13 protein-coding genes and 1 pseudogene are annotated in these 16,125 nt (G+C 71.2%); 10 read left to right on the top strand and 4 right to left on the bottom strand.

Features of this window, described 5'->3' with window-relative positions:
* Positions 1 to 14: 14 nt before the first annotated feature.
* Both JK364_RS30495 and JK364_RS30490 read left to right on the top strand, forming a co-directional pair.
* The gene (locus JK364_RS30495; protein ID WP_230992730.1) at positions 15 to 611 is read left to right on the top strand and encodes an adenine phosphoribosyltransferase; all 597 of its coding nucleotides are present in this window, start codon (positions 15 to 17) and stop codon (positions 609 to 611) included.
* Between the two features lie 221 nt (positions 612 to 832).
* Complete coding sequence (locus tag JK364_RS30490) at positions 833 to 3,364, top strand: RelA/SpoT family protein (RefSeq protein ID WP_201854569.1); 2,532 nt, start codon at positions 833 to 835, stop codon at positions 3,362 to 3,364.
* A 156-nt stretch (positions 3,365 to 3,520) separates the two neighbouring features.
* Here JK364_RS30490 and JK364_RS30485 read toward each other — a convergent pair whose 3' ends face one another.
* Positions 3,521 to 4,750 carry a DUF349 domain-containing protein gene (locus JK364_RS30485; protein ID WP_201854568.1) on the bottom strand — a complete coding sequence of 410 codons (1,230 nt, stop codon included), beginning with the start codon at positions 4,748 to 4,750 and terminating at the stop codon, positions 3,521 to 3,523.
* A 209-nt stretch (positions 4,751 to 4,959) separates the two neighbouring features.
* Positions 4,960 to 5,823 (bottom strand): peptidylprolyl isomerase, encoded by an 864-nt coding sequence (locus JK364_RS30480; RefSeq protein ID WP_201854567.1) that lies wholly within the window; start codon positions 5,821 to 5,823, stop codon positions 4,960 to 4,962.
* Between the two features lie 152 nt (positions 5,824 to 5,975).
* Here JK364_RS30480 and JK364_RS30475 point away from each other — a divergent pair, with 152 nt between their 5' ends.
* Positions 5,976 to 6,692, top strand: a complete 717-nt coding sequence (locus JK364_RS30475) for an MBL fold metallo-hydrolase (RefSeq protein ID WP_201854566.1) — start codon at positions 5,976 to 5,978, stop codon at positions 6,690 to 6,692.
* A 13-nt stretch (positions 6,693 to 6,705) separates the two neighbouring features.
* On the top strand, positions 6,706 to 7,968 hold the full coding sequence (gene hisS / locus JK364_RS30470; protein WP_201854565.1) for a histidine--tRNA ligase: 1,263 nt from the start codon (positions 6,706 to 6,708) through the stop codon (positions 7,966 to 7,968).
* 100 nt (positions 7,969 to 8,068) lie between these two features.
* On the opposite strand, the pseudogene JK364_RS55640 reads toward hisS, so the two are convergent.
* A pseudogene (locus tag JK364_RS55640) lies at positions 8,069 to 8,306 on the bottom strand (P-loop NTPase family protein); the annotation flags it as partial.
* Between the two features lie 185 nt (positions 8,307 to 8,491).
* On the opposite strand from JK364_RS55640, the gene JK364_RS30465 reads away from it, so the two are divergent.
* On the top strand, positions 8,492 to 9,148 hold the full coding sequence (locus JK364_RS30465) for a vitamin K epoxide reductase family protein (RefSeq protein WP_201854564.1): 657 nt from the start codon (positions 8,492 to 8,494) through the stop codon (positions 9,146 to 9,148).
* A gap of 62 nt (positions 9,149 to 9,210) precedes the next feature.
* On the top strand, positions 9,211 to 10,599 hold the full coding sequence (locus JK364_RS30460; RefSeq protein WP_201854563.1) for a replication-associated recombination protein A: 1,389 nt from the start codon (positions 9,211 to 9,213) through the stop codon (positions 10,597 to 10,599).
* Positions 10,600 to 10,770: 171 nt separating this feature from the next.
* On the opposite strand, the gene JK364_RS30455 is transcribed toward JK364_RS30460, so the two are convergent.
* The gene (locus tag JK364_RS30455; protein WP_372462014.1) at positions 10,771 to 11,673 is read right to left on the bottom strand and encodes a DUF2470 domain-containing protein; all 903 of its coding nucleotides are present in this window, start codon (positions 11,671 to 11,673) and stop codon (positions 10,771 to 10,773) included.
* A gap of 55 nt (positions 11,674 to 11,728) precedes the next feature.
* Between JK364_RS30455 and rpsD the strand changes: the two genes are divergently transcribed.
* The 4 genes from rpsD (at position 11,729) to alaS (ending at position 16,124) form a co-directional block, all read left to right on the top strand.
* Positions 11,729 to 12,340, top strand: a complete 612-nt coding sequence (rpsD, locus tag JK364_RS30450; RefSeq protein WP_201854561.1) for a 30S ribosomal protein S4 — start codon at positions 11,729 to 11,731, stop codon at positions 12,338 to 12,340.
* A gap of 327 nt (positions 12,341 to 12,667) precedes the next feature.
* Positions 12,668 to 13,114, top strand: coding sequence for a DUF948 domain-containing protein (locus tag JK364_RS30445; RefSeq protein ID WP_201854560.1), 447 nt, complete (start codon positions 12,668 to 12,670; stop codon positions 13,112 to 13,114).
* A gap of 8 nt (positions 13,115 to 13,122) precedes the next feature.
* Entirely contained in the window at positions 13,123 to 13,452 is a 330-nt protein-coding gene (locus JK364_RS30440; protein WP_037951636.1) for a DUF6167 family protein, read from the top strand.
* On the top strand, positions 13,452 to 16,124 hold the full coding sequence (gene alaS / locus JK364_RS30435) for an alanine--tRNA ligase (protein ID WP_201854559.1): 2,673 nt from the start codon (positions 13,452 to 13,454) through the stop codon (positions 16,122 to 16,124). Before JK364_RS30440 ends, alaS begins: the two co-directional genes overlap by 1 nt.
* Position 16,125: the final 1 nt, after the last annotated feature.

Genomic DNA, 16,125 nt, shown 5'->3' with positions numbered 1-16,125 from the left:
GGGGAGCCTGAGAGATGACGGAGACGACGGAGACCACGGCGGACAGCCCGGACGGATTCGGCGGGGCCTCCGCCGAGGAGCTGCGCACACTGCTGCTCAGCCGCATCCAGGACGTGCCGGACTACCCCAAGCCCGGAGTGATGTTCAAGGACATCACCCCGCTGCTCGCCGACGCCGCGGCCTTCGGCGCGCTCACCGAGGCGCTCGCCGAGCTGTGCCTCCGGCACCGGGCGGACAAGGTGGTGGGCCTGGAGGCGCGCGGTTTCATCCTCGCCGCCCCGGCCGCCGTCCGCGCCGGAATCGGCTTCGTACCGGTCCGCAAGGCCGGCAAGCTCCCCGGGGCGACGCTCGCCCAGGCGTACGAGCTGGAGTACGGCACGGCCGAGATCGAGATACACGCCGACGCGCTGGAGCCCGGCGACCGGGTGCTGGTGATCGACGACGTGCTGGCCACCGGCGGCACCGCCGAGGCGTCCCTGCGGCTCATCCGGCGGGCCGGCGCCCGGATCGCCGGGGTCGCCGTGCTGCTGGAGCTCGGCTTCCTCGACGGCCGTGGCCGGCTGCTGGGCTCGCTCGACAGTGCCCCGCTGGAGGCCCTGATCACGGTCTGAGCTCACGGTCTGAGCTCACGGTCCGAGCCGGGCTCACGGGCCCGTGCACCGGGCCGGGAGGACCGCCGGAGGGCGGGGACCCGCACCGCCGGGTCCCCGCCCTCCGCCATGCCGCCCCACACCCCCGTCAGGCCCGGCTTGGCGGTCGAGAGGCAAGCGGAGTGGCGGGATCGATACCATGGCAGCCCGACCTTTTCGGGTCCGGACCGCTAGGAGTGCTCTTGCCAGACGAGGCCCAGCCGCTCTCGCCCAAAGTCCGTCCGGGCGGAACCCCCTCCGCTCAGCCGGACGCGCCCACCGCCGCCGAGCCGACGGCGGCCCCAGGCGTGCCCAGGAACAGCGGTGACGGCGCGGTCCGGCGCGGCCCCGAGCAGACCAGCCCGAAGCCCGCCGCGGGCCGTGGCAACAGCCTGCCCGCCACCACGCCCCCCGCGCGCCCCGCACAGAGCCCAGCGCCCCGCTCGGGCTCGTCCAACCGCGTCCGGGCCCGTCTGGCGCGCCTCGGCGTCCAGCGCTCCAGCCCGTACAACCCGGTGCTGGAGCCGCTGCTCCGCATCGTGCGCGGCAACGACCCCAAGGCGGAGGCCGCGACGCTGCGCCAGATCGAGCGCGCGTACCAGGTGGCCGAGCGCTGGCACCGCGGCCAGAAGCGCAAGAGCGGCGATCCGTACATCACCCACCCCCTCGCGGTGACCACGATCCTGGCCGAGCTGGGTATGGATCCGGCCACTTTGATGGCCGGGCTGCTGCATGACACCGTCGAGGACACCGAGTACGGGCTGGACACCCTGCGCCGCGACTTCGGCGACCAGGTCGCCCTGCTCGTCGACGGCGTCACCAAGCTGGACAAGGTCAAGTTCGGCGAGGCGGCCCAGGCCGAGACCGTGCGCAAGATGGTCGTCGCCATGGCCCGGGACCCCCGGGTGCTGGTGATCAAGCTGGCCGACCGGCTGCACAACATGCGCACCATGCGCTACCTCAAGCGGGAGAAGCAGGAGAAGAAGGCCCGCGAGACCCTCGAGATCTACGCCCCGCTCGCCCATCGCCTGGGCATGAACACCATCAAATGGGAGCTGGAGGACCTCGCCTTCGCGATCCTCTACCCCAAGATGTACGACGAGATCGTGCGGCTGGTCGCCGAGCGGGCTCCCAAGCGCGACGAGTACCTGGCCGTCGTCACCGACCAGGTCCAGGGCGATCTGCGGGCGGCGCGGATCAAGGCGACCGTCACCGGCCGGCCGAAGCACTACTACTCCGTCTACCAGAAGATGATCGTGCGCGGCCGCGACTTCGCCGAGATCTACGACCTGGTGGGCATCCGCGTCCTCGTCGACACCGTCCGCGACTGCTACGCGGCGCTCGGGACCATCCACGCGCGGTGGAACCCGGTGCCGGGGCGGTTCAAGGACTACATCGCGATGCCCAAGTTCAACATGTACCAGTCGCTGCACACGACAGTCATCGGGCCCAGCGGCAAGCCGGTCGAGCTGCAGATCCGCACCTTCGACATGCACCGCCGCGCCGAGTACGGCATCGCCGCGCACTGGAAGTACAAGCAGGAGGCGGTGGCCGGCGCCTCCAAGGTGCGCACCGATGTGCCCCGTAAGGCGGGCAAGGACGACGCCATCAACGACATGGCGTGGCTGCGGCAGCTCCTGGACTGGCAGAAGGAGACCGAGGACCCGGGCGAGTTCCTGGAGTCCCTGCGCTTCGACCTGTCCCGCAACGAGGTCTTCGTCTTCACGCCCAAGGGCGATGTCATAGCGCTTCCGGCCGGGGCCACCCCGGTCGACTTCGCCTACGCCGTGCACACCGAGGTCGGCCACCGCACCATCGGCGCCCGGGTCAACGGGCGGCTGGTGCCGCTGGAGTCCACCCTGGACAACGGCGACCTGGTGGAGGTCTTCACCTCCAAGGCGGCGGGCGCCGGGCCGTCCCGCGACTGGCTGGGCTTCGTCAAGTCGCCGCGCGCCCGTAACAAGATCCGCGCCTGGTTCTCCAAGGAGCGCCGCGACGAGGCCATCGAACAGGGCAAGGACGCGATCGTCCGGGCGATGCGCAAGCAGAACCTGCCCATCCAGCGGATCCTGACCGGCGACTCGCTGGTCACCCTCGCCCATGAGATGCGCTACCCCGACATCTCCGCGCTCTACGCGGCGATCGGCGAGGGCCATGTCTCCGCGCAGAATGTGGTGCAGAAGCTCGTCCAGGCGCTCGGCGGCGAGGATGCCGCCAACGAGGACATCGCCGAGACCGCCCCGCCCATCCGCCGCACCAAGCGCCGCTCCAGCGCCGATCCGGGCGTGGTGGTCAAGGGCGTCGAGGATGTGTGGGTCAAGCTGGCCCGCTGCTGCACGCCGGTGCCCGGCGACCCCATCATCGGCTTCGTCACCCGCGGCAGCGGCGTCTCGGTGCACCGCGCCGACTGCGTCAACGTGGACTCGCTCTCCCAGCAGCCCGAGCGCATCCTCGACGTCGAATGGGCGCCCACCCAGTCGTCGGTCTTCCTGGTGGCCATCCAGGTCGAGGCGCTGGACCGGTCCCGGCTGCTGTCGGACGTCACCCGCGTGCTGTCCGACCAGCACGTCAACATCCTCTCCGCGGCCGTGCAGACCTCCCGCGACCGGGTGGCCACCTCGCGCTTCACCTTCGAGATGGGCGACCCCAAGCACCTGGGCCACGTCCTGAAGGCCGTACGCGGCGTGGAGGGCGTCTACGACGTCTACCGGGTCACCTCGGCCCGCGCCCGCTGAGGAACGCGCCGAGAAGGCGCTCAGAAGGCGCTCAGAAGGCGCCGAGAACGCGCCGAGAGCCCGCTGAAGGAGATCCCCGCCCGCCGAGCACACGACGGCGGCGGCCCCCGGCGCCTGCACACCGGGGGCCGCCGCCGTACGCGGATCAGCGCGTGCTCAGCCGCCGAACTCCTGGAGGCCTTTCAGCGCCTGGTCCAGCAGCGCCTGCCGGCCCTCGAGCTCCTTGGAGAGCTTGTCGGCCTTCGCGTTGTTCCCCACCGCGCGGGCCGCGTCGATCTGCGACCGCAGCTTGTCGACGGCGTCCTGCAGCTGGCCGGTGAGCCCCGCGGCGCGCGCCCGCGCCTCGGGGTTGGTCCGCCGCCACTCCGTCTCCTCGGCGTCCTGGATGGCGCGCTCCACCGCGTGCATCCGGCCCTCGATACGGGCGCGGGCGTCCCTCGGCACATGGCCGACGGCCTCCCACCGCTCATTGATCGACCGGAAGGCCGCGCGGGACGCCTTCAGGTCCGAGATCGGCAGCAGCTTCTCGGCCTCGACGACGAGCTCCTCCTTACGGGTGAGATTCTCCCGCTGCTCGGCGTCACGCTCCGCGAAGACCTCGCTACGGGCCTGGAAGAAGATGTCCTGCGCACCGCGGAAGCGGTTCCACAGATCCTCCTCCGACTCGCGCTGGGCGCGGCCCGCGGCCTTCCAGTCCGACATCAGCTCCCGGTACCGGGCCGCGGTCGGACCCCAGTCGGTGGAGCCGGAGAGCGCCTCGGCCTCGGCGACCAGCTTCTCCTTGGTCTGCCGGGCGTCCTCGCGCTGTGCGTCCAGGGCAGCGAAGTGCGCCTTGCGCCGCTTGGAGAACGCCGAGCGGGCGTGCGAGAAGCGGTGCCACAGCTCGTCGTCGGTCTTGCGGTCCAGCCGGGGCAGGCCCTTCCAGGTGTCCACCAGGGCGCGCAGCCGCTCCCCGGCCGCCCGCCACTGCTCGCTGGCGGCCAGCTGCTCGGCCTCGGCGACCAGGTCCTCCTTGGCCCTGCGGGCCTCGTCGGTCTGGACCGCCTTGGCCGCCTTGCGCTGCTCGCGGCGGACCTCGACCTCTCCAGTGAGCTTGTCGAGCCGCTTCCTCAGCGCGTCCAGATCGCCGACCACGTGATGCTCGTCCACCTGGTGGCGGATGTGCTCGACGGCCGCTGTCGCGTCCTTGGCGGACAGATCGGTGGTCTTGACCCTGCGCTCGAGGAGGCCGATCTCGACGACCAGCCCGTCGTACTTGCGCTCGAAGTAGGCGAGGGCCTCTTCCGGCGATCCCGCCTGCCACGATCCGACGACCTGCTCCCCGTCGGCCGTACGCACGTACACGGTCCCCGCCTCGTCGACGCGGCCCCAAGGCTCGCTGCTCACAGCGCCTCCTCCACATGATGCCGGGGCGGGCGCGCGGCCCGCCGGCATCGTCCACAGTTTCTTCCGGCCGGGATACGCCCTGGCCAGTCTCATATCAGGGTGGCGGCCATCGGGCCAGGCACCCTACACAACGCCAACATAGGCGACCGGTGCCCCAGCTGTCCGTATCCTGCGCGACCGAAATTTCGCAGTACGCGAGCCCGGCGACCTCAGGACTTGCCGACCGTCGCCTTGTTGATCACCACGCTGGCGTTCGGGGCGGTGTTCATCGTCTGGTCCGGCGGCGCCGCCCCCGCGTTGGCGATCTTCTCGAGGACCTTCATCCCGGCCTTGTCCACGGTGCCGAAGGGCGTGTAGTCCGGCGGGAGGTCGCTCTTCTTGTAGACCAGGAAGAACTGGCTGCCGCCGGTGTTCCGGCCCTGCTTGGTCTGTGGGTTGTACTGGTTGGCCATGGCAACGGTCCCGGCCGGGTACTTGCCGCCCTTGATCGAGGCGTCCTTGAGGTTCTCGTCCGGGAGGGTGTAGCCGGGGCCGCCCGCGCCGGTGCCCTGCGGGTCACCGCACTGGAGCACGTAGATCCCCTGGTTCACCAGCCGGTGGCACTTGGTGTGGTCGAAGTAGCCCTTGCCCGCCAGGAAGCTGAAGGAGTTGACCGTGTGCGGCGCCTTGCCCGCGTCCATGGTCATGGAGATGTCCCCGCAGGTCGTCTCCAGCTTCATCGTGTAGGAGGCCGACTTGTCGATCGTGACCGTCGGCTCCTTCTTCCACGACAGCTTCTTGGGCTTCTTGCCCGCGACCGCCTTCGCCTCCTTGGCGCAGGGGTCCGGCGCCTTGCTGGTGGGGGAGGCCGAGGGGGTGGCGGAGGAGGCGGCGTCGTCCTTCTTGTCCTTGTCGTTCCCGGACAGCGCGCCCGTGGCCGCGACGGCACCGCCGCCGGCCAGGACCACGGCCAGCACGGCGGCGATCACCACATTGCGCTGCCGCGACTTGTGCCGGGCGGTTTCGCGCCGCTGCTGCTGCCGAAGGTACTTCTCCCGGGCGAGTTGCCTCCGCCGCTGCTCGTTACTGACCACCGGGTCGTCTCCTCATGGCGTGTGCCGTCGGTGTGCTGCTGTTGTGTACGAGGGCTCGGCCGTACGGTATACGGGTTCGCTGTGGCCGGGGCGCCGCCGGTAGGCTCTGAAGCCGCCGACAATCTTTCACCGGACGACTTCTAAGGACGATCGTGCTCATTGCCGGGTTCCCCGCCGGGGCCTGGGGGACCAACTGCTATCTGGTCGCCCCCGCCGCCGGTGAGGAGTGCGTGATCATCGACCCGGGCCATCAAGCGGCCCAAGGCGTCGCGGAGGCGGTCGCCAAGCACCGGCTCAAGCCCGTCGCGGTCATCCTCACCCACGGCCACATCGACCATGTCGCCTCGGTCGTCCCGGTCTGCGGCGCGCACGACGTGCCGGCCTGGATCCACCCGTCCGACCGCTTCATGATGAGCGACCCCGAGAAGGCCCTCGGGCGCTCCATCGGCATGCCGCTGATGGGCGAACTCACCGTGGGCGAGCCGGACGACGTCAAGGAGCTGGCCGACGGCGCCGAGCTGAAGCTGGCCGGTCTGGAGCTCACCGTCGCGCACACCCCGGGCCATACCAAGGGGTCGGTGACCTTCCAGATGCCCGAGCAGGCGGACATCCCGTCCGTCTTCTTCGCGGGCGATCTGCTCTTCGCCGGCTCCATCGGACGCACCGATCTGCCCGGCGGCGATCACGCCGAGATCCTCGAGTCGCTGGCCCGTGTGGTCCTGCCGCTCGACGACTCGACCGTGGTGCTGTCCGGCCATGGCCCCCAGACCAGCATCGGCCGTGAGCGCGCCACCAACCCGTATCTGCGCGAGGTGGCCGCCGGCCTGGGAGACGGCGCCCGGCGCCCGGCTCCGCGACGAGGAATGTGACGAGAGACTTCCGTTGAGCACCTTCAAAGCCCCCCGGGGCACGTACGACCTGATCCCGCCGGCCTCCGCGACCTACCTCGCGGTGCGCGAGGCGATCGCCGCACCGCTCAGGCGCTCCGGCTACGGCTACATCGAGACCCCCGGTTTCGAGAACGTGGAGCTCTTCGCGCGCGGCGTCGGCGAGTCCACCGACATCGTGACCAAGGAGATGTACACCCTCACCACCAAGGGCGGCGACGAGCTCGCGCTGCGCCCCGAGGGCACCGCCTCGGTGCTGCGGGCCGCCCTGGAGGCCAATCTCCACAAGGCCGGATCGCTGCCGGTCAAGCTCTGGTACTCGGGCTCGTACTACCGCTACGAGCGCCCGCAGAAGGGCCGCTACCGCCACTTCTCGCAGGTCGGCGCGGAGGCGATCGGCGCCGAGGACCCGGCCCTGGACGCCGAGCTGATCGTCCTGGCCCACGATGCCTACCGCTCGCTCGGGCTGCGGAACTTCCGCATCCTGCTGAACTCGCTGGGCGACGCCACCTGCCGCCCCGTCTACCGGGCCGCCCTCCAGGACTTCCTGCGCGCCCTGGACCTGGACGAGGACACCCGGCGGCGCGTCGAGATCAACCCGCTGCGGGTGCTGGACGACAAGCGCGAGGCCGTGCGCGCACAGCTGGCCGACGCCCCGCTGCTGCGCGACTACCTGTGCGAGGCGTGCAAGGCGTACCACGCGGAGGTCCGCGAGCTGATCACCGCGCGGGGCGTGGACTTCGAGGACGACGCGAGGCTGGTGCGCGGCCTGGACTACTACACCCGCACCACCTTCGAGTTCATCCACGACGGCCTGGGCTCCCAGTCCGCGGTCGGTGGCGGCGGCCGCTACGACGGCCTGTCCGAGATGATCGGCGGCCCGGCCCTGCCCTCGGTGGGCTGGGCGCTCGGCGTGGACCGTACGGTGCTGGCCCTGGAGGCCGAGGGCGTCGAGCTGAACCTCCCCGCCGCCGTCAGCGTCTTCGCGGTGCCGCTGGGGGAGGAGGCCCGCAAGGTCCTCTTCGGCCTGGTCGGCGAGCTCCGCACGGCGGGCGTCGCCACGGACTTCGCCTACGGCGGCAAGGGCCTGAAGGCCGCCATGAAGGCCGCCAATCGCAGCGGCGCCCGCTACGCCATCGTGGCGGGCGAGCGCGACCTCGCCGAGAACGTGGTCCAGCTGAAGGACATGGAGTCCGGCGAACAGTCCCCGGTCCCGCTGACCGAGGTGGTCGAGGCGGTCCGCGAACGCCTCGCCTGAGGGAGCCTCAAATCTCGCCTGAGTGAGCCTCAAAAGGCCTGAGCGAGCCTCAAAAGGGGGCCCGGGGAACGCCCTGGGCCCCCTTTCGCCGCTTCCTGCCGGGGGGAGTAGCGGCGAAGGGGCGTACCGTCTCACGGATCGTCAACTCGGCCGGGGCGGATTCATCCTGCCAAACGATCCCGATTCGGGACCGCCACTCGCGTCCCCCGGAGGCGGGGTCCCGGCCCGGCACCGTGACCTCGCCCGCGTCCCGGTTCCGATGGCCCCGGCCGTCGAAGCGCGGTCACCGCGCCATAGCGTTTGCGCAGGCCGCGTACCCGTACCGCTTCGTCTGCCATGCCCTTGAGCGTGACGGTGCCGCGCCGGTCCCGGGGACGACCGGAAAGCCCGTCTTATGTCCTCCGAACGGGGGACAGGGCACCATGGCATGACCGTGATAAGCGCGCCTTACGGCGACAGCGGGTGCGGCACAATGGGGCTGCCCGACGGGGCTGGAGACGGCGGAGAGCGACGGACGGCGAGTATGGCGACGACAGTGATGGACGACGTGGAGTCCGGCGAGGCGCGGGAGGGCTCGCGGGCCGGGACGGGAGGCAGTCGTGCCTTCGCCCTCCTGCTCGTGATCACCGGAGCGCTGGGGCTGCTTGCCGCCTGGGTCATCACGATCGACAAGAACAAGATCCTCGAGTACAAGGCCGACGGTAAGGTCTTCACGCCCGGCTGCAGCCTCAACCCCGTCGTCTCCTGCGGCAACATCATGGAGAGCGACCAGGCGCAGGCGTTCGGTTTCCCGAACCCGATGCTCGGCCTCGTCGCCTACGGCATCGTGATCTGCGTGGGCGTGTCACTGCTGACGGGGGCGCGCTTCCCGCGCTGGTACTGGCTGACCTTCAACGCGGGCACGCTCTTCGGCGTCGGCTTCGTGACCTGGCTCCAGTACGAGTCGCTGTACGTCATCGGTTCGCTGTGCCTGTGGTGCTGCCTGGCCTGGGTCGCCACCATCGTGATGTTCTGCTACGTCACCGGCCACAACCTCAAGCACGGCCACCTTCCCGCGCCGGACGGGCTGCGGCGCGGGCTCATGGAGTTCCACTGGGTGGTCCCGGTGGTGTGGATCGGCGTCATCGGGATGCTGATCCTGACCCGCTGGTGGGATTTCTGGACGGGCGCTCAGGGCTGAGCCCGCGCCCTCCGGACCCTGCGCGCGGCGGCGCTGTCGGTGGGTTGGCATAGGCTTCCCGGGTGGAGCCAGACCTGTTCACCGCCGCCGCAGAGGACCGCCAGGAGAAGGATCCGGCCAGCAGCCCGCTGGCCGTGCGGATGCGTCCGCGCACCCTCGACGAGGTCGTGGGCCAGCAGCATCTGCTGCGCCCCGGATCCCCGCTGCGGCGGCTCGTGGGCGAGGGCGGCGGGGGGCCGGCCGGGCCGTCTTCGGTGATCCTCTGGGGCCCGCCGGGCATCGGCAAGACGACGCTGGCGTATGTGGTCAGCCAGGCCACCCAGAAGCGGTTCGTCGAGTTGTCGGCCATCACCGCGGGGGTCAAGGAGGTCCGGGCCGTCATCGACGGCGCGCGCCGCTCCTCCGGGGCGTACGGGCGGGACACCGTGCTCTTCCTGGACGAGATCCACCGCTTCAGCAAGGCCCAGCAGGACTCGCTGCTGCCCGCCGTGGAGAACCGCTGGGTGACGCTGATCGCGGCCACCACCGAGAATCCGTACTTCTCCGTGATCTCCCCGCTGCTCTCCCGCTCGCTGCTGCTCACCCTCGAGCCGCTGACCGACGACGATCTGCGCGGGCTGCTGCGGCGCGCGCTCACCGACGAGCGCGGGCTCGGCGGGGCGGTCACCCTCCCCGAGGACGCCGAGGCGCATCTGCTGCGGATAGCGGGCGGCGACGCCCGGCGGGCGCTCACCGCGCTGGAGGCGGGCGCCGGGGCGGCCCTGGACAAGGGCGAGCCCGAGGTCACGCTGACCTCGCTGGAGGAGGCGGTCGACCGCGCCGCGGTGAAGTACGACCGCGCGGGCGACCAGCACTACGACGTGGCCAGCGCCCTCATCAAGTCCATCCGCGGCTCGGACGTGGACGCGGCGCTGCACTATCTGGCCCGGATGATCGAGGCGGGGGAGGATCCGCGGTTCATCGCCCGCCGGCTGATGATCTCGGCGAGCGAGGACATCGGCCTGGCCGATCCCACCGCACTGCCCACCGCCGTGGCCGCGGCGCAGGCGGTCGCCCTGATCGGCTTCCCGGAGGCCGCGCTTACCCTGAGCCACGCCACCATCGCCCTGGCGCTCGCGCCGAAGTCCAACGCCGCCACCACCGCGATCGGCGCGGCGCTGGCAGATGTGCGGGCGGGCCTGGCCGGTCCGGTGCCGCCGCATCTGCGCGACGGCCACTACCAGGGCGCCAAGAAGCTCGGCCACGCACAGGGCTATCTCTATCCGCACGATCTGCCGGGCGGCATCGCGGCGCAGCAGTACGCACCGGACAAGATCCACGGCAAGCGGTATTACGAGCCCACGCGGTACGGGGCCGAGGCGCGGTACGCGGATGTGGTGGAGCGGGTGCGGGCGCGGCTGCGCGGCGACCCGCCGCCGTCCGCCGACGGTCCGGCCGCCACTTCGTCATAGCGGTCTCGTCATAGCGGTCTCGTCGTAGCGGTCCGCCGACGTCCGGCCGCCAACCTCGTCATAGCGGTCTCGCCATAGCGGTCCGCCGGCATCCGGCCGCGCCCTCGTCATAGGGGTCAGCCGCCGCCGGCAGCCGCCCCCGTCACCCCGTCCACTCCGCCGGGGACGCCCTCAGCCCGCCGCCGCGTCGAACAGGGCGTGCATCGCGTACCGCAGCTCGGAGACGTCCCGCACCGGCTCGGGAAAGTCGAAGCGCGCGTCGAACGGCCGGTCCGCCTCGTCCGTGAAGCGCACCCGCAGTCCGAAGCGGTCCAGCGCCACCGGGGTGGCCGGGCCCCGGGTGCAGACCAGGTCGGAGCGGTCGCCGAGCAGCGCGCACAGCCCGCGCACCTGCTCGCTGTGGGCGGCGTGCAGATGCTGGAGCAGATCGGCCTCGTGCCGGACCAGCGGATCGGGCTCGGCCGAGGTGAAGTCGTCCGGCTCGACGCCGTCCGCGCCCCACAGGTCGTCCACACACGCCTCGCCGACCTCCAGCCGCAGCAGCGTCCAGGCGGCGCTCCCGGCGGGCCCCACCCCGGTGGCCGGCCCACCGCGCCGCGGCGGCCGCGGCGCCTGGTCGAGGCCGAGCAGCTCGCCCACTGGATGCCGCTCGGCCAGCAGCGCCGCCGCGGTGCGCGTGCGCTCACCGCAGGGGACGAGGGTGAGCCAGCCGGCCACCCAGGCGCGGCCGCGGATCCGGTGGGGCATCGCGACGGGGGCGACGTCGGTGATCTCCATCACGCAGGTCAGCTCGTCGTCCTGGGCGTGGGTGGCGGCGCGGGCGGCGGGGGAGGCGCTGGGCATCAGCAGCAGCACGTCCCCGTCCGGGGCGACCGTACGGGCGGTGGGACCGTCCACCCCCAGGTCGTCCAGGGCCTCGATTCCGGGAATCGTCAACGAAGCCGTAGCCTTGCATTCAACGAGAGTACGTACGCGCTCTGCCGGTGTGGGCCGCAGGGCGCTTTCCATGGGACGCGGCTGACCCTCCTCGGGGCTCTGACCAGTGCTGGGCAGGGGGATCCCAGGTCGAAACATGCGTTCTCCTCGGCTAAGGTAAGGCTCACCTAACTTACATGGAGGTTCGTTCCCCGTGAACCAGTCGCGTCCCAAGGTCAAGAAGTCGCGGGCGCTCGGCATCGCTCTGACCCCGAAGGCCGTCAAGTACTTCGAGGCCCGCCCCTACCCGCCGGGCGAGCACGGCCGTGGCCGCAAGCAGACCAGTGACTACAAGGTCCGGTTGCTGGAGAAGCAGCGGCTGCGCGCCCAGTACGACATCAGCGAGCGCCAGATGGCCCGTGCCTACGACCGCGCCCGGAAGGCCGAGGGCAAGACGGGCGAGGCCCTGGTCGTCGAGCTCGAGCGCCGTCTGGACGCGCTCGTTCTGCGGTCGGGCATCGCCCGCACCATCTACCAGGCCCGCCAGATGGTCAGCCACGGCCACATCGAGGTCAACGGCCGCAAGGTCGACAAGCCGTCCTTCCGGGTCCGCCCGGACGACGTGGTGATGGTCCGCGAGCGCAGCCGCGAGAAGGTCCCCTTCCAGGTGGCGCGCGAGGGTGGTTACGCCCCCGACGGCGAGACCCCGCGCTACCTCCAGGTCAACCTGAAGGCGCTCGCCTTCCGCCTGGACCGGGACCCCAACCGCAAGGAGATCCCGGTGATCTGCGACGAGCAGCTCGTCGTCGAGTACTACGCCCGCTGAGTACTACGCCCGCTGAGCACTGCGCCCGCTGATCCGGCGGAGCGGCCGTACGCACCCGAGCCCGCGGGTTCCCCCTCGACACCGGTCGACGGGGAACCCGCGGGCTCGTCCGATGGCGGGTCCGGACCGGGCGCCCGGCGGCCGTTATGCGTTTCGGGTGCGCGTCCGCGGCGCGATAAGGTCGATACCTGCCGCCCGCACCCGGATACCGCCCGAGAGCGGCGGGCGACGGACGACGCCGAACGACGCGTCATCACGACACGTCGGCGCGCCGAGCACGACCAACACGAGACAACGACGACGAGCGGCGACAGGGAGCGGTGCGACGTGTCCGGTGGAGAGGTGGCCGGGATCCTCGTGGCCGTCTTCTGGGCGATCCTGGTGTCCTTCCTGGCGCTGGCGCTGGTGAGGCTGGCCCAGACCCTCAAGGCGGCCACCAGGCTGGTGGCGGAGGTGACCGACCAGGCGGTGCCGCTGCTGAGCGAGACGTCCGCGACCGTGCGCGAGGCCAACACCCAGCTCGCCCGGGTGGACTCGATCGCCTCCGACGTCCAGGAGGTCACCTCCAACGCCTCCGCGCTCTCCTCGACCGTCTCCACCGCCTTCGGCGGCCCGCTGGTCAAGGTGGCCGCGTTCGGCTACGGCGTCCGGCGGGCGATCGGCCGCAAGGGGCGGGCGGAGGACGAGCCCGCGCCCGCGCGCAATGTCGTCATCGGCAAGACCCTGCCGTCCGCCCGCTGGGGCGGCCGTCGCAACCGTGGATCGAAGGGCTGACAGACCGGATGTTCCGCCGCACATTCTGGTTCACCACCGGCGTCGCCGCCGGAGTGTGGGCCACCACCAAGGTCAACCGCAAGCTCAACCAGCTCACCCCGGAGAGCCTGGCGGCGCAGGCCGCCGACCGCGCGGTGCTGGCGGGCCGGCGGATCAAGGTCTTCGCCCTCGACGTACGGGACGGCATGGCCGACCGCGAGGCCGCGCTCAAGGACGCGCTCGGGCTCTCCGCGCCACCGCCGGACGACCGCAAGCGGCTCCCGGCCCAGCGGAGCCGGGCCGAGCTGACCCGCACCACCCCCTACAAGCTCCACAAAGCCGGAAATGAGGACCACTGATGGAGTCGGCTGAAATCCGCCGCCGCTGGCTGCGCTTCTTCGAGGAGCGCGGGCACACCGTCGTGCCGTCGGCGTCGCTCATCGCGGACGACCCGACGCTGCTGCTGGTCCCCGCGGGCATGGTGCCCTTCAAGCCGTACTTCCTCGGTGAGGTCAAGCCGCCCTTCGACCGCGCCGTCAGCGTGCAGAAGTGTGTGCGTACCCCGGACATCGAAGAGGTCGGCAAGACCACCCGGCACGGCACCTTCTTCCAGATGTGCGGGAACTTCTCGTTCGGCGACTACTTCAAGGAAGGCGCCATCACGTACGCCTGGGAGCTGCTGACCGGCTCCCAGGAGGAGGGTGGCTACGGGCTCGACCCCGAGCGGCTGTGGATCACCGTCTACGAGCAGGACGACGAGGCCGAGCGCATCTGGCGCGAGGTGATCGGCGTGCCCGCCGAGCGGATCCAGCGCCTGGGCATGGGCCCGAACTACTGGTCCATGGGCGTCCCCGGCCCCTGCGGCCCCTGCTCCGAGATCAACTACGACCGTGGTCCGGAGTTCGGCGAGGAGGGCGGCCCGGCCGTCAATGACGAGCGCTACGTGGAGATCTGGAACCTGGTCTTCATGCAGTACGAGCGCGGTCCGGGCGAGGGCAAGGAGAACTTCCCGATCCTCGGCGAGCTCCCCAGCAAGAACATCGACACCGGTCTCGGCCTCGAGCGCCTGGCGATGATCCTCCAGGGCGTGCGGAACATGTACGAGACCGACACCCTGCGCGTCGTCATGGACAAGGCCACCGAGCTGACCGGGGTCGCCTACGGCGCCGCCCATGAATCCGACGTCTCGCTGCGCGTGGTCGCCGACCACATGCGCACCTCCGTCATGCTCATCGGCGACGGCGTCACCCCCGGCAACGAGGGCCGCGGCTATGTGCTGCGCCGCATCATGCGCCGCGCCATCCGCAACATGCGCATCCTCGGTGCCACCGAGCCGGTCGTCGGCGAGCTGGTCGACGTCGTCCTCAAGACGATGGGCCAGCAGTACCCGGAGCTGCTGACCGACCGCAAGCGCATCGAGACCGTCGCCCTGGCCGAGGAGTCGGCCTTCCTCAAGACGCTCAAGGCCGGCACCAACATCCTCGACACCGCCGTCACCGACACCAAGGCCGCCGGCGGCACCGTGCTCCCGGGCGACAAGGCGTTCCTGCTCCACGACACCTGGGGCTTCCCCGTAGACCTCACCCTCGAGATGGCCGCCGAACAGGGCCTCTCGGTGGACGAGGAGGGCTTCCGCCGCCTGATGAAGGAGCAGCGGGAGCGCGCCAAGGCCGACGCCAAGGCCAAGAAGACCGGCCATGCCGACCTGTCCGCCTACCGCGAGGTGGCCGACAGCTCCGGCCTGACCGAGTTCACCGGCTACCTCCACACCGAGGGCGAGTCCACCGTCGTCGGCCTGCTGGTCGACGGGGTGTCCTCGCCCGCCGCCACCGAGGGCGACGAGGTCGAGGTCGTCCTGGACCGCACCCCGTTCTACGCCGAGGGCGGCGGCCAGCTCGCCGACACCGGCCGGATCAAGCTGGACACCGGCGCCGTGGTGGAGGTCCGGGATGTCCAGCAGCCGGTGCCCGGGGTCAGCGTGCACAAGGGTGTCGTCCAGGTCGGCGAGGTGACGGTCGGCGCCGGGGCCCACGCCCGGATCGACCTCAAGCGCCGCCGCGCGATCGCCCGCGCCCACAGCGCCACCCACCTCACCCACCAGGCGCTGCGCGACGCCCTGGGCCCGACCGCCGCCCAGGCCGGTTCGGAGAACTCGCCCGGCCGCTTCCGCTTCGACTTCGGTTCGCCGACCGCCGTGCCCGGCGGGGTCCTCACGGACGTCGAGCAGAAGATCAACGAGGTGCTCTCGCGCGAGCTCGACGTCACCGCCGAGGTGATGAGCATGGACGAGGCCAAGAAGCAGGGCGCCATCGCCGAGTTCGGTGAGAAGTACGGCGACCGGGTGCGCGTGGTGACCATCGGCGACTTCTCCAAGGAGCTGTGCGGTGGCACGCATGTGCACAACACCGCCCAGCTGGGTCTGGTGAAGCTGCTCGGCGAGTCCTCCATCGGCTCCGGGGTACGCCGGGTCGAGGCCCTGGTGGGCGTGGACGCCTACAACTTCCTCGCCCGGGAGCACACGGTCGTCTCCCAGCTCACCGACCTGGTCAAGGGCCGCCCCGAGGAGCTCCCGGAGAAGATCTCCGGCATGCTGAGCAAGCTCAAGGAGGCCGAGAAGGAGATCGAGCGGTTCCGCGCCGAGAAGGTGCTGCAGGCCGCCGCCGGTCTCGCCCAGGGCGCCAAGGACATCCGGGGCGCGGCCCTGGTCGCCGCCAAGGTGCCGGACGGCACCTCCGCCGACGATCTGCGCAAGCTGGTCCTGGACGTGCGCGGCCGCATCCCGGGCGACCGCCCGGCCGTCGTCGCCCTCTTCACCGTGGCGGGCGGCCGTCCGCTGACCGTCATCGCCACCAACGAGGCCGCCCGTGAGCGCGGGCTCAAGGCCGGTGACCTGGTCCGCACCGCCGCCAAGACGCTCGGCGGCGGAGGCGGCGGCAAGCCGGACGTGGCCCAGGGCGGCGGCCAGAACCCGGGGGCCGTCGGCGAGGCCATCGAGGCCGTCGAGCGGCTTGTCGCGGAATCGGACCGGTAGT

This window comes from Streptomyces endocoffeicus, assembly GCF_016741935.1.
Taxonomy (GTDB): Bacteria; Actinomycetota; Actinomycetes; order Streptomycetales; family Streptomycetaceae; genus Streptomyces; species Streptomyces endocoffeicus.
The sequence above is the reverse complement of the archived record's forward strand: the minus strand, read 5'-3'. Positions and strand labels throughout refer to the sequence as shown.

What these genes read in the sequence shown, in the direction of transcription:
- JK364_RS30455 (WP_372462014.1), bottom strand. Translation starts at nt 11,673, where the DNA reads ATGTTTCGACCTGGGATCCCCCTGCCCAGCACTGGTCAGAGCCCCGAG.
- alaS (WP_201854559.1), top strand. Translation starts at nt 13,452, where the DNA reads ATGGAGTCGGCTGAAATCCGCCGCCGCTGGCTGCGCTTCTTCGAGGAG.
- JK364_RS30465 (WP_201854564.1), top strand. Translation starts at nt 8,492, where the DNA reads ATGGCGACGACAGTGATGGACGACGTGGAGTCCGGCGAGGCGCGGGAG.
- JK364_RS30495 (WP_230992730.1), top strand. Translation starts at nt 15, where the DNA reads ATGACGGAGACGACGGAGACCACGGCGGACAGCCCGGACGGATTCGGC.
- JK364_RS30440 (WP_037951636.1), top strand. Translation starts at nt 13,123, where the DNA reads ATGTTCCGCCGCACATTCTGGTTCACCACCGGCGTCGCCGCCGGAGTG.